The sequence below is a fragment of the Phenylobacterium sp. genome, from assembly GCF_025934275.1.
In the GTDB taxonomy this organism is placed as follows: Bacteria; Pseudomonadota; Alphaproteobacteria; order Caulobacterales; family Caulobacteraceae; genus Phenylobacterium.
This window is the reverse complement of sequence record NZ_JAICYI010000016.1, coordinates 17,644-35,435: the sequence shown is the minus strand read 5'-3', so window position 1 is coordinate 35,435 and position 17,792 is coordinate 17,644. Positions and strand designations below refer to the sequence as shown.

Below are 17,792 nucleotides of genomic sequence, written 5' to 3'. Positions count from 1 at the left end.
GCGCTCCATCCCCGCGCAAGGGGCGTGTGGTGTCGCTGGTCCGCAGCATCGGCATGGCGGTGGGCGTCGGCGGCCCGATCCTGACGCTGGCGATGATCCCGACGCTGATCGGCGTGGCGGCCGGCGCGCCCGATCCGGACAACCCGCGGCGGGGCGCCCGGGGCGAGGCCTGCCGGGAGGTGTCGCAGGCAGCCTTCTACCGCGGCTGGCGCGACCCGCCGCGCCGCTTCGTCTTCCAGGGCGCCGCCTTCGCGCGCCGCCGCGGCGACGCCGACTGCACAGTCCTGCACGATGGCCCGTTCGGGCCGCCCTATCCGGCCTGCCGGCTCACCGCGCCTGCGGCGATCGCAGTCACCGCGCACGGCCGATCGGTCTATTTCGACATCGGCCCGGGCCTGACCGCGGAGGTGGAGGCGCGGCCTTCAGGCGTCCGCTGCGTGGTGACCGGCAAGCATCAGCTCGAGGCAGGTTGAAGGGTCCTCGTCCGCACGGCCTGCTCGAACGCGGCGTAGTCTGCGAAGCCAAGCTCGGGCGCGATCAGGGTCCGCCACTGCGCATCGAGCGCGTCGGCCACCTCGCTCGGCAGCTCCTGCCGCCCCGCGCCGGAGCCGCCCTTGCGAACCTTGGCCGAGTCGCTGCCCGGCGGCAGGTTGCAGCGCCGCTCCGAAGCCGTGCGCATCAGCAGGTCGTCGAACTTCGCTTTGTGCTCGAGCATGAAGCCGATGGATGAGCGCTCGAGCGTGTGCTGCAGCAGGCGCTGGTCCAGCGGCAGGCCGCAGAAGGCCGCCACGCGCCGGATCGTCCCCGCGGCGTCCGCCAGCATCTGTTCGTAGGAGAGCAGCAGGACAGCCGGGTTGTCGCGCTCGGCCCACCAGCTCTTCAGGTGGCTCCAGTAGTCCGTTCCCAGCTCCACCCGGCTCGACCAGGTCAAGGCGAATTCGCCGAGCGAGACCGCCCCCGGCTCCAGGAACCAGCCCGACATGAAATGGTGCATGGAGACGAAGGCATCCTTGGGATCGCGGAACGCCACGATGTAGCGCGCGCCTTTCGGGACGCGATCATAGCCGAGGTGGCTCTTGTAGCCGCGCGGCGCGGCTTTTTGCGGCGCCTCGAGATCGACGCCGGTGACCATCGCCGTCTCGATCCAGGGCACGACGCGGGAGATGTCGTCGAAGTCCAGGTCGCCGCCGGTGCGCAGGGTGTGGAAGATCTGCTGCAGCCAAGTGGTGCCGCACTTGCCGTATGGCGAGATGATCAAATCGGTGGGCCGCGGCCGGTAACTGGCGATCGCGGCCGCCATCTCGGAAGGGACGAACATCTTGCCGGCCAGCGCTGCGAACTCCGCCAGGCTGCGGGCGCGATGCGGCGCGATCTGATCCATGGCGGCATCTCCCGCGACTTTGCACCGTGAGCCTAGCTCTGGGGCGCAGCAGGCGCGAGTCCCGTCGAACCCGGTTCCTTCACTCGGTCTCGTCGAGCCGGACCGCGTCCGGCGCCCGCCGCGGCCCGGCGGCGCGTTGGCGCCTTCAGCGCCGCTAGGCAGGCGGCGAGGCATGCAGTAGGCGGGGCCATGGATTTCGATTTCGACGCCGTGGTGGTTGGGGCGGGCGCTGTCGGCCTGGCGAGCGGCCATGCGCTGGCGCAGCGCGGCCTCAGCCTGGCCGTGCTGGAGCGCGAACCCGCGATCGGGCAGGGCGTCTCGTCGCGCAACTCCGAGGTCGTGCACGGCGGGCTCTACTATCCGACCGGCTCGCTGAAAGCGCGGCTCTGCGTCGAGGGACGCCGCCGCCTCTACGCCTTCCTCGACAAGCACCACGTGGCCTACGACCGCTGCGGCAAGCTGGTGGTGGCCACCGCGCCGGCGGATCTCCCGCGGCTCGAGGCGATCTTCGAGCAGGCGACGACCAACGGCGTCGAGGGGATGGCCAGGCTCTCCCGCGCCGAGGCGCTCGCCCTGGAGCCCGAGCTGAACTGCGAGGCGGCGCTCTTCTCGCCGCAGAGCGGGGTGTTCGACAGCCACGGCTACATGCTGGCCCTGCAAGGCGAGATCGAGGCGGCCGGCGGAGCGGTGGTGCTGGCGACGCCGTTCGAAGGGGCGCGCCCGCTGCCGGGCGGCGGCTTCGAGGTCCGCGCCGGGGGCGCCGAGCCGGCGACGCTGACGTGCCGCTGGCTGGTCACCGCCCCGGGGCTCTCGGCCCAGGCGGCCGCCGCTTCGATCGAGGGCTTTCCGGCTGCGGCCATTCCCGGCGGTCACTACGGCAAGGGCCGCTACTTCCGGCTGCAGGGCAAGGCGCCGTTCTCGCACCTGATCTATCCGCCGCCGATTCCCGGCGCGCTCGGCACCCATTATCGCCGCGACCTCGGCGGCCAGGCGGTGTTCGGCCCGGACCTGATCTTCGTTGACGAGCCGGAATACAGCGTTGATCCGGCCGCGGCCGAGGGCTTCTACAGCTACATCCGCAAGTTCTGGCCCGGCCTGCCCGACGGCTCGCTTTCTCCCGACTACGCCGGGATCCGGCCCAAGCTGCACGGTCCGGGCGAGCCGCAGGGCGACTTCCGCATCGACGGGCCGCAGGCGCACGGGATCGCCGGCCTGGTCGCCCTGTTCGGCATCGAAAGCCCCGGCCTCACCTCATCGCTGGCCATCGGCGAGGAGGTGGCGAGCCGGCTCGATCTCTGACGTTCACTTCGGCGCCAACCTGAGCACCTTCCCGTCGGTATCGTCGGTCAGCAACCAGAGCGCGCCGTCGGGCCCGACGATCACGTCGCGGATCCGCATGCCCATGTCCTGCAGCAGCCATTCCTCGCCGACCACGCGGTCGCCCTTCAGCGTCAGGCGCGCCAGGTGCGTCGAGGCGAGGCCGCCCACGAACAGGCTGCCCTTCCAGGCCGGGAACAGGCTCGCGTCGTAGAAGGCCATGCCCGAGGGGGCGATCACCGGGTCCCAGTAGTAGATCGGCTGCCGCATGCCGGCGTGCTGGGTGACGCCCTGGCCGATCGGCGCGCCCGAGTAGTCGATGCCGTAGGTGATCACCGGCCAGCCGTAGTTCTTGCCGGCCTCGGGGATGTTGACCTCGTCGCCGCCGCGCGGGCCGTGCTCCACGATCCAGAGCTTGTGCGTCCACGGATTGATCGCCGCGCTCTCCGGATTGCGATGGCCGTACGACCAGATCTCGCCGCGCGCGCCGGCCTTTCCCACGAAGGGATTGTCCGGCGGGATCGAGCCGTCGGCGTTGATGCGGACGACCTTGCCGATGTCGTTGTCCAGGGTCTGGGCCCTGGCGCGGTTCGGCGGCGAGAAACGGTCCCCGACGGTGATGAACAGGGTCCCGTCCGGGGCGAAGACGATCCGCCCGCCGATGTTGGCGTTCCCGGAGAGCGCAGGCTCAGCCCGGAAGATCACGGCGAGGTTCTGCAGCGCAGGCTTGCCGGCGGCCTCGGTGAGCCGCGCGCGGGCGACGCTCAGGCCCGAACCGCCGGCCCGCGGCTCCATGTATGCGAAATAGACCAGGCCGTTCGTCTTGAACTTCGGATCCAGCGCCAGGCCGAACAGGCCGGCCTGCTCGCCCTGCACAGTCGCGGGGACGCCGCTGGCCGGGGCGGAAAGCCGGCCGTCCTTGCCGATGATGCGCAGCCGCCCGACCCGTTCAGTGACCAGCAGGCGCCCATCCGGCAGGAAGGCCTCGCCCCACGGATGGTCGAGTCCGCGCGCGATCGTGGCGACCCGGAAGGCCACATTGGCGTGCAGCGCGGGCGCTCGGGTCTGGCCGGGGAAAGCGGGGTGCTGGCCCGTGGCGTTCGGCGGATCGGTCTCCTCCGGCGCGTTGTCGTCCGAGGCCGCCGCAGCGGCGTGCGCCCCGGCGGCGTCCGCCTGCGACTTGGCCCCCGGGGGGCTGCATGCCGCCAACAGACCCAACATGAGGATCGAGAGGGCGATGCGCATGATTGGCCTCCTCAGATGGCGCCCACCGCCGCCTCCAGCGCGGCCCTGGGCTCCGCGCCTTCCAGGTGGATCAGCGACCAGACCGCGAAGAACAGCAGCGGCCAGCGCCCGGTTGCGCGCTCGTTCGCGAACTGGGCCTTCACCTCGTCCGCCCCCCGCAGGCGCCTGACCGCCTCGAAACCGGCGATCCGCTCGCCAATAACGGGTGCGCGCGGCGCGATCCAGGCCTCGACCGGAACCGTGAAGCCCTGCTTGCGCCCCCAGGGCTGCGCCGCCGGGCAGGTGCGCTCCAGCCACTTGCGCAGGATCCACTTCCCGTAGCGGCCGCGCACCTTGAAGCGGTCCGGGAGCGCATAGGCGAAGGCGGCCACCTGCGGATCGAGGAATGGCGTGCGTCCCTCGAGCCCGTGCGCCATCAGGCAGCGGTCGAGCTTGAGCAGCAGGTCGTTCGGCAGCCAGGTCGTGACGTCCGCCCACTGGGCCTGCTGCAGCGGCGTGAGACCCGGCGGCGGCTTGGCCTCCGCCCGCCAGCGGGCCAGGACTCCTGCGTCCCCGGGCCGCGGCTCCGCGGGCCGGCCGCCGAGCCACGCCGGCCGCAGCGCCCGCCGATACCGTCCGTAGCCGCCGAACAGTTCGTCGCCGCCCTCGCCGGTCAGCACCACGGTGAGCGATCCCTTGGCCGCCTCGGCCAGCTTGTAGGTCGGGAGCGTCGCATAGTCGGCGGTGGGATCGTCCAGCGCCCAGGCCACCTGCGGCAGGATCCGCCAGAAGTCCGCCTCGTCGAACCGGGTCTCGCGCCAGTCGAGGTCGAGCGCGCGGGCCACCCGTTCGGCCTGCGCCCGCTCGTCCTTTGCCCCAGCCGCCTCGAAGCCGCAGGTGAAGGCGGTCACCGGCCGCTCGTTCAGCCGCGCCATCAGGGTGGCGATAGCGGCCGAATCGATCCCGCCGGAGAGGAACAGGCCGTAGGGCACGTCCGAGCGCTGGTGTACGCGGACGCTATCCTCGAGGACGGCGTCGAGCCGGCTGAGGACGTCTCGCTCCCCGCTCGTCTTCGAGGGGATGGGGGAGGGTGACCGTGGAGCAGCGGAGTCGGCGCTGGCGGCGCGAGGGAGGAGCCAAGGCCGCCGACGTCCGCTGACGATCCGGCCGTCGCGCACCTCCATGATCTCGCCTGGAGCGACCCGCCGCAGGCCCTGGAAGGTCGTCCGTTCGCCGAGCGTGTAGTTGAGCGAGACGAGTTCCCTCGCCGGCCGCTCGTTCAGCACCGGCGCCATCAGCCCCGCCTTGAAGAACGCCCGCGGCTCGGAGGCGAAGGCGAGCCCGCCCGCATGCTCCATGATGTAGAGCGGCTTGATGCCGAACGGGTCTCGAGCGAGCCAGGCGCGCCCATCCGCCCCGATCAGGCAGAGCGCGTACATGCCGCGCAGGCGATCGAACGCGCGCTCCCCTTCGCGGGCATAGAGGTGCAGGAAGGGCTCGAAGTCGGAGCCGGTGGCCAGCACGCCTTGCAGGCCGAAGTCCTGGGCGAGCTCGACGTAGTTGTAGATCTCCCCATTGCCGATGACGGTTGAGCCGGCCGCATGCAGCGGTTGCCAGCCGCCTTCCAGGTCGATGATTGAGAGCCTGGCGTGCGCCAGCGCCGCGCCGGCCGCGTCCTCGATGCGGATCCCGTCGGGCCCGCGGTGGGCGAGCGCCGCGATCAGTTGCGGAGCGATGGCGCGCGCGGCCGCGTCGCCCCCCAGGACGCCGGCGATTCCGCACATCTCAGAGCGCCCCGTAGTCGGCGAACAGGTCGGTCCAGTGGCCGACCACGGCCTCCTGCGAGAATTCCGCGGCGACGCGCGCCAGGCCCTTGGCGGCGAGACTCGCCCGCAACTGCGGCTGTTCAATCAGCCGGCGAGCGCCTTCCGCCAGCGCTTCGGCGTCGTCGATCGGCACCAGCAGGCCATCCTCTTCGGCGCGGACCAGCGCCTTCGGCCCCTGGCTCTCGGCGGCGATCACCGCGAGGCCATGCGCCCAGGCCTGGATCACCACGTTGCCCAGCGGCTCGTAGCGCGACGGGAACAGGCAGATGTCGGCGGTCCGGTAGAGCGCGGACGGATCGGTCCGCCAGCCCAGGAAGCGCACCCGGGAGGCGACGCCGTGCGCCTCGGCGAGCGCCCTGAGCTTCGCCTCCTCCGGTCCCGCGCCGGCGATCCACAGGTAGGCGTCAGGCAATCTGGCGAGCGCCGCCAGGCTGACGTCGTGCGCCTTGGCTTCGTGCAGCCGCCCCATGCCGAGCAGCAGCGGCGCATCGCCCGGCGTGTCCAGGCTCGCCCGCTCGATCGGGGCGACGGCCTCGGGCGCGCTGGCGAAATTCGGGATGCAGCGCACGCGTCCCGCCGGCCAGCCCTGGCCGACGATCCAGTCGGCGATGTCCTCGGTGTTGGCGACGAGCGTGTCGAAGCCCTTGTAGTACTTGAGGTTGTAGTAGCCGCCGAGCCGGGCGATCCGCGCCCAGGGCCCCTTGGGGGTGTGGCGTGCGGCGCGGCTCATCCAGGCGAGCGTCAGCTTCGTCCCTTGGCGTCTTGCGAAGCTCGCGGCCTGGCGTCGGGTGAACACGTCGAGCGGGCCGCCGAAACCGAACGTCTCCACGGCGAGGCCTTCGCGCCGCAGCGCCGACTCGCGCCCGGGATGCGGCCGGATGGCGGCCGCCTCGGCCACCCCCGCCCGGCCGAGCGCAGTGACCAGGTCGACGAAATAGGTCTCCGCGCCGCCTTCGCCGGCCGTGCCCAAGAGGTGGAGGACGCTCATCCCGGCCGGAAGCTAGCGGTTCTGGAGCGGCGACCCAAGCCGCTTGAAGGGCTGGAACCGAAACCCTATAACCCGCGCCTCGCGCCGAGCCGCGCGAGCCGTGGCTGGGTAGCTCAGCTGGTTAGAGCGGCGGATTCATAACCCGCAGGTCGGCGGTTCGAGCCCGCCCCCAGCTACCACGGCCTTCCGCAACGCAAGCGATCCCGTCCTTGGCCAAGCCCTCCCGACCCTTGCCGCTGACCGCCTGGGCGATCACCACGGGCGAGGCGGGCATGCGGACCCAGGCGCGGGGCCTGGCGGCGGCCGTCGCCGAGACCGTGGTCGAAAAGGTGGTCAGCGTCCGCTGGCCGCAACGGTGGTTTCCGGCGGGCTGGCCGGGCGTGCTCGCCGGGATCGACGAATCGAGGGGCGATGGCCTGCGCCCGCCCTGGCCTGACGTGGTCGTCACCTGCGGCCGCCGCTCGGCGATCATCGGCCTCGCCGCCAAGTGCGCATCCGGCGGCCGCGCCGTCCTGGCGCACGTGCAGGACCCGCGCGCCCCGCTCGACGGCTTCGACCTCGTCGTCGCCATGGCGCACGACGAGATCTCCGGACCCAAGGTCGTCAAGGTGCTGACCGCCATGCACGACATCTCCCCGGAGCGGCTTGCGAAGGCCGCCGAGGCCTGGCGCGACCGCCTCTCCGACCTGCCTCGGCCGCTGATCGGCGTGCTCATCGGCGGCCCCACCAGCAACAGCCCGTTCGGCGCCCAGGAAGCCGACGAGCTGACGCGCCGGCTCACGGCGCTCAGGACCCGCACGGGCGGCGGGCTGCTCCTCGTTCCCTCGCGCCGCACGCCGGAGGCCGCACTTGCGGTGTTCGCGCGGGCGTTCGGGGCCGACTCGACCGCACGCGTCTGGGACCGCAGCGGCGACAATCCCTATCTCGGCGCCCTGGCGCTCGCCGATCGTCTGGTGGTCACCGGCGATTCGGTCTCCATGGTCTCCGAAGCGCTCGCCACGCCGCATCCGGTGGAGGTCTTCGTGCTCAATCTGCGCAAGCGGCACGCGGGCTTCGTCCAGACGCTGTTCGACCGCGGCATGGTGGGGCTCCTGCAGGAGGGGGTCGAGGCCCCGAGCCACCCGCCGCTCGACGCCACCGCCGAGGCCGGCGACGCGCTGCGCGCCCTGCTCGCCAGCCGCCGCAGCGGCTAGACCAGCCTGCGGCCGGTCATCGCCTCGAGGATCCTGAGCGGCGAGGCGGCCGGATCCCCCATCGCCGAGACCGGAAGATAGAAGGTCTGCTCGAAGGCGTAGCGGCCGCCGAGCGCGGCGTGCACCACCGAATCGGTGAAGCACATCCAGGTGGCGCCGGCCGGGAAGTCCGCCGCCCAGCGCGGGCCGTGCGCCTGGTACTCGTCATGCTCCTTGGCCGCATCGTGCAGCTGCAGCATCAGGTGGTCGTAGGCGCTCCGCCGGCCCGTGGTGACGCGCAGCGCCTGCAGGATCGCGCCCATGCCCGGCGCCATCGGCCGGGTCTGCGGCAGGAAGCGGGCGGCGAAGTCGGCGAAGGGCTCGCCCACCCGCCAGTTCCGCGCCTCCCCGGCCGGGTTCACATTGCGGAACACCCGCAGGATCCGCCGCCCCTGCACCGGATTGGACGGGAAGGCGTCGACGTGCAGGCGCCGGTCGTCCTTGCGCTTGGAGAGGTTGTGGTCGGCGGCGCGGGGCCGAAAGCTCGTGCGGCCCTTCTCCAGGCCCTTGGCGTAGGCAGGCAGGAGCTCGCGCACCAGGGCCTCGGCCCAATCGGAATAGCGGGCGACCGCGTCGGCCAGCCGTTCGCGCGCCGTCCCGTCGAGCGGCGTGCCCTTCAACTCGCCGTTCGCCGGATTGTAACTGACGTTCTTCACGCCTGCGTCGGAGACGTCGGCGTAGATGACATCGGCGGCCTCGCTCACGTCGAACGTCAGGTCCGGCAGCACCAGCACGTGGCCGTGCTCCAGGAGCGCCATGGCGCGATCGGCGTCGCTGCGCGCGACGACAGCGACGGGTCCTTCGCTGGGCGGCGTGGCCGGCGTGCGGGATCGGAGCTTCTGGACGCGCTTGACCAACGAGGGACCTTCGATCGGAGCGGGCGTGGAGGGCGCAACCCATACACCAGCGGGAGGCGCGCGGCGACGGCGCCGCCCCGGCCTCAAGGTCGCGCCGCGCCCCACTCGTTCCAGGCGGCGATCCGCGGCATCTTCGGAAGGTACATGGTCTCCACCTGCTCCGTGCGGAAGCCGGCCGCCTCCAGGGCGCCGCGGACCGGGCGGTTGATGTGGCAGCCGCCGAGCAGCTTCGACCAGACAGGATCGATTCGCCGCTGCCACTTGGCGACGCCCGGGTCGGGGGATAGCCCATGCTCGCAGAACAGGAACCGGCCGCCCGGCTTCAAGACCCGCCGCGCCTCCGACAGGGCCGCCATGGGCGTGCAGACCGAGCAGAGGGTGTAGGTGCAGACCACGCTGTCGAAGCTCGCGTCATCGAACGGCAGCGCCTCGGCGGTCGCGTCCTCGACGCGGACCTCGAGACGCGGGTCGCGCTCGGCCCGGCTGGCGATCGCGCGTAGCTCGGGCGAGGGGTCGATGCCGGTGATCGAGGTGACCTTCTCCGGATCGTAGTGGCGCAGATTGTATCCCATGCCGACGCCGAGCTCGAGGACGCGGCCCTCGGCGGCGGGAACCACCTTTTGCCGCTGGCGCAAGATGGGGTTCTGCGAGCAGGCCCAGGTGAGGATCTTGGGCAGCACGACGCGTTCGTAGAGCGAGGCCATGCCATGTTTTCGCACGAGTTGCGCTTTACGTTGCGTCAGTCGCGAAGCTGTGAGCCCGGTGAAGCTGGCAAGCGGCGTAGGATCGAGGAGCTGGTGGAGAAGTGTCTGTACGGAGGTGCGCGTGATGCCCGAGCCGATATATCCCACGTCCGATCTTCGGATCCGGTTGGAGGTCCTGGATCGGCTGCGACACGCGCCCGGGTTCGACGCCTCCGACATCGCAGTCACCTCCGACCACGGCGAGGTCCGCCTGAGCGGCGTCGCCTGGTCGGAAACCGATTGCCGGCAGGCCGAGCAGGTCGCCGCCGCAGTGCTGGGCGTCAAGCGCGTGCGCAACGGTCTGCTGGTGCAGGCCAAAAGCGGCGGCGTCGGCACGGGCCTGCTGGCCCCATAGATCAGCGCGTATCGTAGACCTTCGGCGCAGGCCCGATCGAGACCGGCCCGAGGGTCGTCCGCCCGGCCTGGAAATCCAGGGTGGCCCGAGCGGCATGATCCGCGCCTTCGCGGGCTCGGGCGACCGCGGCGGCGGCGTCGGCCGTCTCGCGCGGCAGCACCCCGCTCTCGCCCATGGCGCCCAGCGCCCGCGGGGCCTGGCGCAGCGTCACGTCCAGCACGCCCTGCAGCCGCCCGTCGGCGCCGACGCTCAGCGTGCCCGCGTTGCAGCCGATCAGCGCCTCGCCGGCGGTGACGCCCGCCTGCCGGACGGTCATCTGGCCGCCGGCGTCCGCCCAGTGACGCACGGCCGCGGGCCAGTCCTTGCCGGTGAAGGCGCTCATCTTCGAGAGCGTCGAGTTCCAGACGATCGAGATCGGCTTGCCGCCGGCGATGCGCGCGAACAGGCCGGCGAGCCGCGCCTTGCCCTTCTCGACCTCCAGGAACACCCCGCCCTGGTCGTCCGGACCGGCGCGCAGGTGGAACTCCACGCGGTCGGCGGCCGAGAGCGCGAACGGCTGCCCGCCCGGGGCCGGCTGGAAGGCCAGGCCGACGCCTTCGAGATCGAAGCTCGGCGGCCGCTGGTCGAAGTGGCTGAGGCTCGCCCGGATCAGCTTGCCGCTGACCGCGACCGGACCGGCTTCCGGCCGCACGAAGGTGAGCCCGGCCGGCGCGGCGAATATCCAATGCGTCACCGACAGGAGATAGGCCTCGCCTTCCAGCGTCGGCGCGGAGAGCCCCCAGCCGGAGGGCCCGCGCACCTTGAAGTCGCTGAGCGTGACGTCGATCCGGAACGGATAGCCGCCGATCTCGCGCCGCCTCCAGCCGATCCGGTATCCCGACTGCTCCAGTCCGGCCACGGCCGCATCCATCCGCGTTTGCGCCTGGCTGCGCGCCGCGAACCAGGCGATCGACCAGGCCGCGATCAGGGCCAGCAGGATCGCGATCGGCGCATAGAGGCCCAGGCGGCTCGGTTTGCGGGCGGGGGCGGGATCGGGCAGAGACATGCGTCAGGGCTTCGGCGGTGCGGGCGCGGCGGATGGCTGGCGAGCGATGGGTGTTCGGCTATGGCTCGCTGATGTGGCGGCCGGACTTTCCCTACGTGGAGCGAACGGCCGCCACCCTACACGGACGCCGCCGCGCCTTCTGCATCTATTCGGTGCATCACCGCGGCACCTACGAGCGCCCGGGCCTGGTGCTGGGCCTCGCGCCCGGCGGGGCGACGCGCGGGACGGCCTACCGCGTGGCCGAGGCCGACTGGGCGGTCGCCTACGCCTACCTGCGCGAGCGCGAGCAGCCGACCGAGACCTACTTCGAGACCACCCGGCACGTGCGGCTCGCCGATGGCCGCCGCGTCGAGGCGCTGGTGTTCTTCTCAGACGTCCGCCACGCGCAGTGGGCCGGCGCGCTCAGCCTGGAGCATCAAGCCCAGTTGATCGCCGGCGCCAGCGGCGTCTCCGGCCGCAACGTCGATTACCTGCGCGACCTGATCCATCACCTGCGCGAAGCGGGCGTGCGCGATCATGCGATGGAGACGCTCCTGGGCCTGGTCGAGGCGCGGGAGCTCAAGTCCCTGCGTTGAGCCGGGGACTACACCGTCAGCAGCTTGTTGGACGCCGTCTCGATCCGGGCCTCCAGCATGCGCATGAACTCCGCACGTTTCAGGCCCGGCGGAATGGGTTCGAGGTACTCGAAGACGATCGTTCCGGGACGGCGGATCAGGCCGTGCGCCGGCCAGTGGACGCCCGAGTTCGTCGCCACCGGGTGGACCGGCACCGCGAGCTCGCGATAGAGCGCCGCGACGCCTGGCTTGTACTCGCCGGCGATCCCCGGCTCGCCGCGGTGGCCTTCCGGAAAGATCACCACCTGGCGTCCCCGGGCGAACAGCGCCTTGGCCTCGCGGACCATCTGCTTGAGCGCGCTCGCGCCGGCCCCGCGGTCGATGTCGATGGTGCCGACCTTGGCCGCGTACCAGCCGAACCACGGGATCCAGTTGAGCTCCTTCTTCATGACGAACACCGAAGCCGGCAGCCAGGTGAACTGGGCGAAGACGTCCAGCATGCACTGGTGCTTCGGCGCGACCAGCGCCGGGCCGGTCGGAATGTGCTCGCGTCCGCGCACCTCCACGCGCACGCCGCAGACCACCAGCAGCCGCACGACGCCGCGGCCCCAGAGGTGGAACATCGCCAGCGTCCAGTTCGACGGTCCGAGCAGGATCGGCGTGCAGACGACGGCCACGAGCGCGGTCCAGAGGTAGAACAGCGCCACGTAGAGAAGCGAGCGGATGACGATCAAGGATCAGGCCTTCCGTGGCGCCGCGGGTCCGCCCCGGTCACGGGGACCGAGACTCAGGATGAGCTCGCGGCCGAGGATCGCCAGATACTTGCAATATTCCACCACCATCAACCGCGCGGCGGTCGGCGAGCGCCACCAGCGCCGGGCGTTGAGCGCCGAGGTGGCGACCGGCACGGTCTGCAGCGACACGTGTTGCGGACCCAGCACCGCCTTCAGCTCGAGCATGGCGCGGGGCATGTGGTAGTCCGCCGTCACCACGATCAGGCTTTTGAACCGCATCGCCTTCACCCAGTCGGCGGTCTCGCGGGCGTTGCCGACGGTGGTGGCGGCGGTGAAGCCCAGATCGACACAGCAGTCGTAGAGCCGCTTCACGGCGCCCGAGACGTGGCGGATGTCCTCGCGGCTCGCTTCGCGATTGACGCCCGAGACCAGCACGCGCTTGCCGAAGCCGTTGGAGAGCAGGTCGACGCCGGCCGCGATCCGCTCGCTGGACGACGCGCCCGTCAGGACGACGATGCCGTCGGCGACCTGCGGCTCCGGGGCGGGCGTCGACTGCTGCACCCGGGCGGCGAAGGCCAAGAGGCCCGACGTCCAGATCAGCGCCAGCACCAGGAAGGCCGCGACGCTCCTCATTCGAGCGCCCGGATCAGCCCGGCGGCGGTGAACCGGGCGGCGGCGGCGGCGACCATGGCCGCCGCCAGCGGGCAGGGCAGCACGGCCAGGAGATCAACCCAAGAGACCGGCAGCGCCGGCGTCACGCCCTGCGGGCCGCCCGCCAGCCGGAGGGCTGCGCCGACCAGGGCCGCCGCGCCCGCCCCGGCGAGGCCCCCCACCGCAGCCATGCGCGCGAACCGGGCCTGGAACAGACCGGCGATGAAGTCGTCGCCGGCGCCCGAAAGGTGCAGCACCTCGACCACGTCGTGACGCGCTGCGAGCCCCGCCCGCGTGGCGAAGGCGACCACCGCGGCGGCCGCTGCGGCGATCAGCAGGAAGATGCCGGCGCCCAATCCCCGCGCCAGGTTGGCCGAGCGCTTCACGCCGCGGATCCAGAGGCTGTGATCGTCGACCGCGCCGTCGACGTCCTGCGCCTTCAGGGCCGCCGTCAGCCGTGCGGCGTCGGCGGGCGCCTTCCTGTCGAGCGTCACGGTGACCAGCCGCGGCACCGGCAGGTCTTCGAGGTCGCTGATGTCGCCAAGCCAGGGCCGGATCAGGTCGTAGGCCTTGGCAGGTTCGAGCGCCCGCGCTTCGGCCACGCCGGGAGTCCCCGCCAGCGCTTCGGCCGCCCGCGCGGCGGCCGCATCCGGCGTCTCGCCGCGTGTGGGCCGGACGATCACCGTCGCCTCCCCGCCCAGCTGGCCGATCCAGCCGCGCGCGGCCCGATCCGAGGCGATCACGCCGATCGCGGTCAGGCAGGCCAGAAAGCAGAGCACCGCCACCACGAACAGCAGCGCGCCATCGCGCACGTCGGCCTCCGGCAGCAGCGGCGCCGGGCGCCAGCGGACCGGATCGAAGGCGGTCATGCAGGCTCGGCGCCGTAGGCCGCCCTCTGCGTGAGCTGGCCCTCGTCGAGATGCAGGACGGGCCGTCCCGAGCGGGCGACGAGGTCCTGATCGTGGGTCGCGATCAGCACCGTCGCCCCCAGCCGGTTGAGCTCGACGAAGAGTCGGAAGATGCGCAGCGCCATCTCGTGATCGACATTCGCCGTCGGCTCGTCGGCCAGCAGGATCTCCGGCCGGTTGACCACGGCCCTGGCGATGGCCAGCCGCTGCTTCTCCCCGCCCGCCAGCGTCTGCGGCATGGAGTCCATGCGCGCGCCCAGGCCCACCCAGGCGAGCAGCTCGGCCACGTCGCCGCGATACTCCGAGGCGCGCCGGCCGGAGATGCGCAGGGGCAGGGCGGCGTTGTCGAACGCCGACAGGTGATCGAGCAGCAGCAGGTCCTGGAACACCACCCCGATCCGCCGGCGCAGCGCCGGCCGGCTCGCCGCCGGCATGCGGCCCACGTCGCGGCCGAACAGCGCGATGCGGCCGTCCGAGGGCCGCGCGGCCAGCGCGATCAGCCGCAGGAGCGAGGTCTTGCCCGCCCCGGAAGAGCCTGTGACGAAATGGAACGAGCCCGGCGCGAGCGTGAAATCCAAGCTCCTCAGCACCTCGGGTCCTTGGCCATAGCGCATAGACACGGCGTCGAAACGCACGATCTCCTCGGCGCCATCAGGCTGCGCGGCGGCGTTCGGGCTTGTGGACATGGAGGCCGAAATCGGCGACCTCGGGTGAGGTTGCTGGAAAGCGTCCGATTCGCTCGAATGATACTGACCTGTCCAGAGTGCGCCACCAGCTATTTCGTGGAGGATTCGCGGATCCCGGCGTCGGGCCGGACCGTGAAGTGCACGAGCTGCGGCGCGCGCTGGACCGCGAGCCGCGAGCCGCCGCCGTCCGAACCTGCGCCTGAGCGCGAGCCGGAGGCGCGCCAGTCTCCTGCCGAGACGAAGGTCGCGCCGGACCCGGCCCTTGCCGACGACCTGGCGGTGGTCGCGGCCGAACCGGTGCGCGAGCCGTTCCGTCTGAGGCCGGACGGGCCCGGGTTCTCGCCGGCGCGGGAAGCCAAGGCCAAGGCTTTCATGTGGGCCGCCGCCGCGGTCGCGGTCATCGGCGTGGTCGCCTCGGCGATCCTGTTCCGGGCCCAGGTGGTGCGGATCTGGCCCACCAGCCAGGCGGCCTACGCCGGTCTCGGCCTGCCGGTGGAAGGTCCCGGCCTGATCATCGAAGCGGTGCGCGTGGAGCCCACCTTCCAGGGCGGCCGGCCGGTGCTCTCGGTCACGGGCTCCATCCGCAACGTCAAGGACGAGGCCCTGGACGCGCCGCCGATCCGGATCAACCTCTTGAACCGCGCGGGCCAGGCGGTGGCCGCCAAGATCGCCCGGCCGCTCGACGCCCGCATCCCCGCCAGAGCCCTGCGCCATTTCGCCATCGCCATCGCCGATCCGCCGGCCAACGCCCAGGACCTGGAGGTGCGGTTCGAAGGCCCCGACGCCCGGCGCGCGGCCTCGGTCGGCGCGAGCCTCCCGCCGCAGCCGGCGGTCGAGCCGGTGGACGCCCAGCCTCTGCCGCCCGGAACGCCCGATTCGCTCACCGAACATGGCTGAGCAGGCGCCGGCCATCCTGCTCACCGAGGCCGAGGTCGCCGAGCGGGTGGCCGCGGTCGCCCGCCGGATCGCCCCTCGCATCGACGACGACACCGTGGCCGTCTGCCTGCTCACCGGGGGCCTGTGGTTCTGCGCCGACCTCACCCGCGCGCTCGCCAGGCTGGGGCGCAACGTCGGCTTCGATGCGCTGTGGCTCGCCTCCTACGGCGACGAGCGCGCGAGCCTCGGCCGCTGCGAGGTGCGCGCCGACCTGCAGCGGCCGCTGGCCGGACGCAGGGCGCTGATCGTCGACGACGTCTGCGACACCGGCCTGTCGCTTTCCGAGGCCGCCCGGCTGGTCCGCGACGCGGGTGCGAAGGACGTCTCAACCGCGGTGTTCGCCCGCAAGCCCTGGCCCGCGAAGCGCGCCATCGAGCCGGAGTTCGTCGCCTGGGAGGCGCCGGCGCGCTTCCTGGTGGGCTACGGCATGGACGCCGCCGGGGCGCTGCGCGGCCTGCCCTACGTCGGCGCGCTGGATTGAGCTCATCGGGCCTGGTCCTGCTGGCGCCCGAGCTCGACGAGCGCGTCGGCGACCTGCGCGCCCGTCACGATCCGGCCTCGCGCCAGGGCATGCCGGCGCACGTCACCTTGCTTTATCCGTTCATGGACCCCGTGCGGCTGGGCCCCACGCCCCGGGCCCGCCTGGCCGAGGCGGTCCGCCGCTTTCCCGCCTTCGATCTCAGCTTCGCCCGCATGGGCCGCTTCCCGGAGGCGCTGTGGATCGCGCCCGATCCGGCCGAGGGCGTCATCGCCCTTGGCGCCGCGCTGGCCAAGGCCTTCCCGGAGTTCCCGCCCTATGGCGGACAGTTCGAGACGGTCATCCCGCACGTGACGGTCGCGCTCGGCGAGGGGCTTGACCTCGCCGCGCTGGAGCCTGAGCTTCGCCGCCGCCTCGATCCGCCCATCCGGCAGCGGGTGGAGGCGGTCTCGCTGTTCACCACCGTGCGTCGCCGTTGGCGCGAGGTGGATCGCTTCCTGTTGGCGTAAGCGCCCCCTCGCCATCGTGTTCGCCATATTGGGGCCGCAAGTCTTTGGCTTGAGCACGGGCCCTCATCGGAGCAACGCCTCTTGAAGATCGTGACGGGCGGCCTCGCCCTCAGCCTTATCCTCCTGGCCGGCTGCAGCGGACGGCCGAACGGCGCCGCGGGCGATCCCTACGCCGGGCTCGAGGACGCGATCCGCGCCTGGAAGAACGAGGTCGCTGCGACCGATCGGAGCTGCAGGTCGAAGGACCCGGCCCAGAAGTGCGAGATGTTCGACATCTCCTGCAAGGCGCAGCGGGTGATCACGCCGGAGGAGCAGGCGAGCGGCGTCTCGGTCAAGGTGGTCGCCGACATGACCTGGTCCGGCTTCGACGACAAGGGCGCTTCGCAGCCCGCCTCTTCGGCGGCGCTGTTCGAGAAGACCAAGGGCGTCTGGAGCCGCAGCCCCTATAAGTCGGTGAACCCGGAGAGCTGCGCGGACATGTAGGACGCGGCGCCTAGGCCTTGGGCTGAGGCGCGACCGGGGTCTCGCCGGGCCGGCCAGCGCGCCTCGATCGGTGCGGCGCGAAGCGGTGGAGCACCAAGGTCGCGAGCAGCGCCACGGCCGTGCCCATGGCCCATCCCCCCAGCACGTCGGTCGGCCAATGGACGCCGAGGTAGACCCGGCTCGCGCCGACGCAGAGGACCAGAGCGGCCGCCACCCCCAGCAGCAGCGTCTTCGCCCCTCGGTTCGGCTCGCCCGCGGCGAGGATCCCCGCGAGCGTGAAGTAGACGATCGGCGACATCGCCGAGTGGCCGCTCGGGAAGCTGGACGAGTAGACCAGGTCCAGATGCGGCACGAGATCGGGCCGGTTGCGGCCGACAAGGTGCTTGGTCAGCTCCGCCAGCGTCTGGCCGAGCAGCACCGCTGCGCCGAAGATCAGCGCCTGGATGCGACGCCGGTGCAGCACCAGGAGCGCGATGCTGACGACCACGACCAGCGCCAGGATCGTGACGCCGCCAAGCGCCGTCACGTCGCGCGCAGTCTCCTGCAGCCAGCGTGGACCGATCGGCACGGCGAGGTCCCCCTGGCGCCGCAGCGCGAGCAGGATGGAGCGGTCGAACCTGTAGGTGTCGCCTTCGCGAACCTCCCCCATCGTATGGAGGAACGCCCAGAGGAAGACCGAGACGACGGTCAGGCCGATCAGCAGGCGCAGCTCGGTCCGGACGAGGTGAATCGCCCAGGCCTTCGCCGACCACGGCTGCGCATCGGTGGTCATGACCTCGAAAGGCGCGCGTCGGACTCGGGTTCCATTTCCGGGCGTCGGGACGCCGGGCGGCAGCGCCATGCAGGCTCGGCGGGGCACGATCCGGGGTCATGCGCGTTCTTTCC

21 protein-coding genes and 1 tRNA gene are annotated in these 17,792 nt (G+C 71.9%); 10 read left to right on the top strand and 12 right to left on the bottom strand.

Annotation, left to right across the window (positions count from 1 at the left end):
- Positions 1-29: 29 nt before the first annotated feature.
- Positions 30-473 carry a hypothetical protein gene (locus Q0W60_RS06105; protein WP_297693630.1) on the top strand — a complete coding sequence of 148 codons (444 nt, stop codon included), beginning with the start codon at positions 30-32 and terminating at the stop codon, positions 471-473.
- On the opposite strand, the gene Q0W60_RS06100 is transcribed toward Q0W60_RS06105, so the two are convergent.
- Complete coding sequence (locus tag Q0W60_RS06100) at positions 455-1,381, bottom strand: sulfotransferase domain-containing protein (protein ID WP_297693628.1); 927 nt, start codon at positions 1,379-1,381, stop codon at positions 455-457. The two genes, Q0W60_RS06105 and Q0W60_RS06100, sit on opposite strands and share 19 nt — an antisense overlap.
- A 189-nt stretch (positions 1,382-1,570) precedes the next feature.
- On the opposite strand from Q0W60_RS06100, the gene Q0W60_RS06095 reads away from it, so the two are divergent.
- Positions 1,571-2,680, top strand: a complete 1,110-nt coding sequence (locus tag Q0W60_RS06095; RefSeq protein ID WP_297693626.1) for an NAD(P)/FAD-dependent oxidoreductase — start codon at positions 1,571-1,573, stop codon at positions 2,678-2,680.
- Between the two features lie 3 nt (positions 2,681-2,683).
- Here the strand turns inward: Q0W60_RS06095 and Q0W60_RS06090 are convergent, their stop codons facing one another.
- Genes Q0W60_RS06090 through Q0W60_RS06080 form a run of 3 tightly spaced genes read right to left on the bottom strand, consistent with a single transcriptional unit; the run spans position 2,684 to position 6,736 of the window.
- Positions 2,684-3,943: a PQQ-dependent sugar dehydrogenase gene (locus Q0W60_RS06090; protein WP_297693624.1), complete on the bottom strand. Its 1,260-nt coding sequence runs from the start codon at positions 3,941-3,943 to the stop codon at positions 2,684-2,686.
- An 11-nt stretch (positions 3,944-3,954) separates the two neighbouring features.
- Positions 3,955-5,706 carry an asparagine synthase (glutamine-hydrolyzing) gene (gene asnB, locus Q0W60_RS06085; RefSeq protein ID WP_297693622.1) on the bottom strand — a complete coding sequence of 584 codons (1,752 nt, stop codon included), beginning with the start codon at positions 5,704-5,706 and terminating at the stop codon, positions 3,955-3,957.
- A gap of 1 nt (position 5,707) precedes the next feature.
- Positions 5,708-6,736 (bottom strand): glycosyltransferase, encoded by a 1,029-nt coding sequence (locus Q0W60_RS06080; protein WP_297693620.1) that lies wholly within the window; start codon positions 6,734-6,736, stop codon positions 5,708-5,710.
- A 102-nt stretch (positions 6,737-6,838) separates the two neighbouring features.
- Between Q0W60_RS06080 and Q0W60_RS06075 the strand changes: the two genes are divergently transcribed.
- Both Q0W60_RS06075 and Q0W60_RS06070 read left to right on the top strand, forming a co-directional pair.
- Positions 6,839-6,915: transfer RNA gene (locus Q0W60_RS06075), tRNA-Met, on the top strand.
- 30 nt (positions 6,916-6,945) lie between these two features.
- A complete protein-coding gene (locus Q0W60_RS06070; RefSeq protein WP_297693618.1) occupies positions 6,946-7,929 on the top strand; it encodes a mitochondrial fission ELM1 family protein in 984 nt (327 codons plus the stop codon).
- Here Q0W60_RS06070 and Q0W60_RS06065 read toward each other — a convergent pair.
- Complete coding sequence (locus Q0W60_RS06065; protein ID WP_297693617.1) at positions 7,926-8,825, bottom strand: Kdo hydroxylase family protein; 900 nt, start codon at positions 8,823-8,825, stop codon at positions 7,926-7,928. The genes Q0W60_RS06070 and Q0W60_RS06065 overlap by 4 nt on opposite strands.
- An 83-nt stretch (positions 8,826-8,908) precedes the next feature.
- Entirely contained in the window at positions 8,909-9,529 is a 621-nt protein-coding gene (locus Q0W60_RS06060; protein ID WP_297693615.1) for a class I SAM-dependent methyltransferase, read from the bottom strand.
- A 124-nt stretch (positions 9,530-9,653) separates the two neighbouring features.
- On the opposite strand from Q0W60_RS06060, the gene Q0W60_RS06055 reads away from it, so the two are divergent.
- A complete protein-coding gene (locus Q0W60_RS06055) occupies positions 9,654-9,923 on the top strand; it encodes a BON domain-containing protein (RefSeq protein WP_297693613.1) in 270 nt (89 codons plus the stop codon).
- 1 nt (position 9,924) lies between these two features.
- On the opposite strand, the gene Q0W60_RS06050 is transcribed toward Q0W60_RS06055, so the two are convergent.
- Positions 9,925-10,968, bottom strand: a complete 1,044-nt coding sequence (locus Q0W60_RS06050) for a DUF2125 domain-containing protein (RefSeq protein ID WP_297693611.1) — start codon at positions 10,966-10,968, stop codon at positions 9,925-9,927.
- 32 nt (positions 10,969-11,000) lie between these two features.
- Between Q0W60_RS06050 and Q0W60_RS06045 the strand changes: the two genes are divergently transcribed.
- Positions 11,001-11,543 carry a gamma-glutamylcyclotransferase gene (locus Q0W60_RS06045; protein ID WP_297693609.1) on the top strand — a complete coding sequence of 181 codons (543 nt, stop codon included), beginning with the start codon at positions 11,001-11,003 and terminating at the stop codon, positions 11,541-11,543.
- 8 nt (positions 11,544-11,551) lie between these two features.
- Here the strand turns inward: Q0W60_RS06045 and Q0W60_RS06040 are convergent, their stop codons facing one another.
- The 4 genes from Q0W60_RS06040 to Q0W60_RS06025 are packed head-to-tail and all read right to left on the bottom strand — an operon-like array spanning position 11,552 to position 14,501.
- On the bottom strand, positions 11,552-12,256 hold the full coding sequence (locus Q0W60_RS06040) for a lysophospholipid acyltransferase family protein (protein WP_297693607.1): 705 nt from the start codon (positions 12,254-12,256) through the stop codon (positions 11,552-11,554).
- 3 nt (positions 12,257-12,259) lie between these two features.
- Positions 12,260-12,889, bottom strand: a complete 630-nt coding sequence (locus Q0W60_RS06035) for a YdcF family protein (RefSeq protein ID WP_297693605.1) — start codon at positions 12,887-12,889, stop codon at positions 12,260-12,262.
- The gene (locus tag Q0W60_RS06030; protein ID WP_297693604.1) at positions 12,886-13,776 is read right to left on the bottom strand and encodes an ABC transporter permease; all 891 of its coding nucleotides are present in this window, start codon (positions 13,774-13,776) and stop codon (positions 12,886-12,888) included. The genes Q0W60_RS06035 and Q0W60_RS06030 overlap by 4 nt, the downstream gene beginning before the upstream one ends.
- Entirely contained in the window at positions 13,773-14,501 is a 729-nt protein-coding gene (locus tag Q0W60_RS06025) for an ATP-binding cassette domain-containing protein (protein WP_297693602.1), read from the bottom strand. Before Q0W60_RS06025 ends, Q0W60_RS06030 begins: the two co-directional genes overlap by 4 nt.
- 57 nt (positions 14,502-14,558) lie before the next feature.
- Here Q0W60_RS06025 and Q0W60_RS06020 point away from each other — a divergent pair, with 57 nt between their 5' ends.
- The 4 genes from Q0W60_RS06020 to Q0W60_RS06005 all read left to right on the top strand — a co-directional run bounded on the left by Q0W60_RS06020 (position 14,559) and on the right by Q0W60_RS06005 (position 16,907).
- Entirely contained in the window at positions 14,559-15,398 is an 840-nt protein-coding gene (locus Q0W60_RS06020; RefSeq protein ID WP_297693600.1) for a DUF3426 domain-containing protein, read from the top strand.
- Entirely contained in the window at positions 15,391-15,918 is a 528-nt protein-coding gene (locus Q0W60_RS06015; RefSeq protein ID WP_297693598.1) for a phosphoribosyltransferase family protein, read from the top strand. The genes Q0W60_RS06020 and Q0W60_RS06015 overlap by 8 nt, the downstream gene beginning before the upstream one ends.
- On the top strand, positions 15,915-16,424 hold the full coding sequence (locus Q0W60_RS06010; RefSeq protein WP_297693596.1) for a 2'-5' RNA ligase family protein: 510 nt from the start codon (positions 15,915-15,917) through the stop codon (positions 16,422-16,424). The genes Q0W60_RS06015 and Q0W60_RS06010 overlap by 4 nt, the downstream gene beginning before the upstream one ends.
- A gap of 81 nt (positions 16,425-16,505) precedes the next feature.
- Positions 16,506-16,907: a hypothetical protein gene (locus Q0W60_RS06005; protein ID WP_297693594.1), complete on the top strand. Its 402-nt coding sequence runs from the start codon at positions 16,506-16,508 to the stop codon at positions 16,905-16,907.
- Between the two features lie 10 nt (positions 16,908-16,917).
- Here Q0W60_RS06005 and Q0W60_RS06000 read toward each other — a convergent pair whose 3' ends face one another.
- The gene (locus Q0W60_RS06000; RefSeq protein ID WP_297693592.1) at positions 16,918-17,679 is read right to left on the bottom strand and encodes a phosphatase PAP2 family protein; all 762 of its coding nucleotides are present in this window, start codon (positions 17,677-17,679) and stop codon (positions 16,918-16,920) included.
- Positions 17,680-17,792 lie beyond the last annotated feature (113 nt).

What these genes read in the sequence shown, in the direction of transcription:
- Q0W60_RS06100 (WP_297693628.1), bottom strand. Translation starts at nt 1,381, where the DNA reads ATGGATCAGATCGCGCCGCATCGCGCCCGCAGCCTGGCGGAGTTCGCA.
- Q0W60_RS06095 (WP_297693626.1), top strand. Translation starts at nt 1,571, where the DNA reads ATGGATTTCGATTTCGACGCCGTGGTGGTTGGGGCGGGCGCTGTCGGC.
- Q0W60_RS06090 (WP_297693624.1), bottom strand. Translation starts at nt 3,943, where the DNA reads ATGCGCATCGCCCTCTCGATCCTCATGTTGGGTCTGTTGGCGGCATGC.
- asnB (WP_297693622.1), bottom strand. Translation starts at nt 5,706, where the DNA reads ATGTGCGGAATCGCCGGCGTCCTGGGGGGCGACGCGGCCGCGCGCGCC.
- Q0W60_RS06080 (WP_297693620.1), bottom strand. Translation starts at nt 6,736, where the DNA reads ATGAGCGTCCTCCACCTCTTGGGCACGGCCGGCGAAGGCGGCGCGGAG.
- Q0W60_RS06060 (WP_297693615.1), bottom strand. Translation starts at nt 9,529, where the DNA reads ATGGCCTCGCTCTACGAACGCGTCGTGCTGCCCAAGATCCTCACCTGG.
- Q0W60_RS06055 (WP_297693613.1), top strand. Translation starts at nt 9,654, where the DNA reads ATGCCCGAGCCGATATATCCCACGTCCGATCTTCGGATCCGGTTGGAG.
- Q0W60_RS06050 (WP_297693611.1), bottom strand. Translation starts at nt 10,968, where the DNA reads ATGTCTCTGCCCGATCCCGCCCCCGCCCGCAAACCGAGCCGCCTGGGC.
- Q0W60_RS06045 (WP_297693609.1), top strand. Translation starts at nt 11,001, where the DNA reads ATGGCTGGCGAGCGATGGGTGTTCGGCTATGGCTCGCTGATGTGGCGG.
- Q0W60_RS06035 (WP_297693605.1), bottom strand. Translation starts at nt 12,889, where the DNA reads ATGAGGAGCGTCGCGGCCTTCCTGGTGCTGGCGCTGATCTGGACGTCG.
- Q0W60_RS06030 (WP_297693604.1), bottom strand. Translation starts at nt 13,776, where the DNA reads ATGACCGCCTTCGATCCGGTCCGCTGGCGCCCGGCGCCGCTGCTGCCG.
- Q0W60_RS06025 (WP_297693602.1), bottom strand. Translation starts at nt 14,501, where the DNA reads ATGTCCACAAGCCCGAACGCCGCCGCGCAGCCTGATGGCGCCGAGGAG.
- Q0W60_RS06020 (WP_297693600.1), top strand. Translation starts at nt 14,559, where the DNA reads ATGATACTGACCTGTCCAGAGTGCGCCACCAGCTATTTCGTGGAGGAT.
- Q0W60_RS06015 (WP_297693598.1), top strand. Translation starts at nt 15,391, where the DNA reads ATGGCTGAGCAGGCGCCGGCCATCCTGCTCACCGAGGCCGAGGTCGCC.
- Q0W60_RS06000 (WP_297693592.1), bottom strand. Translation starts at nt 17,679, where the DNA reads ATGACCACCGATGCGCAGCCGTGGTCGGCGAAGGCCTGGGCGATTCAC.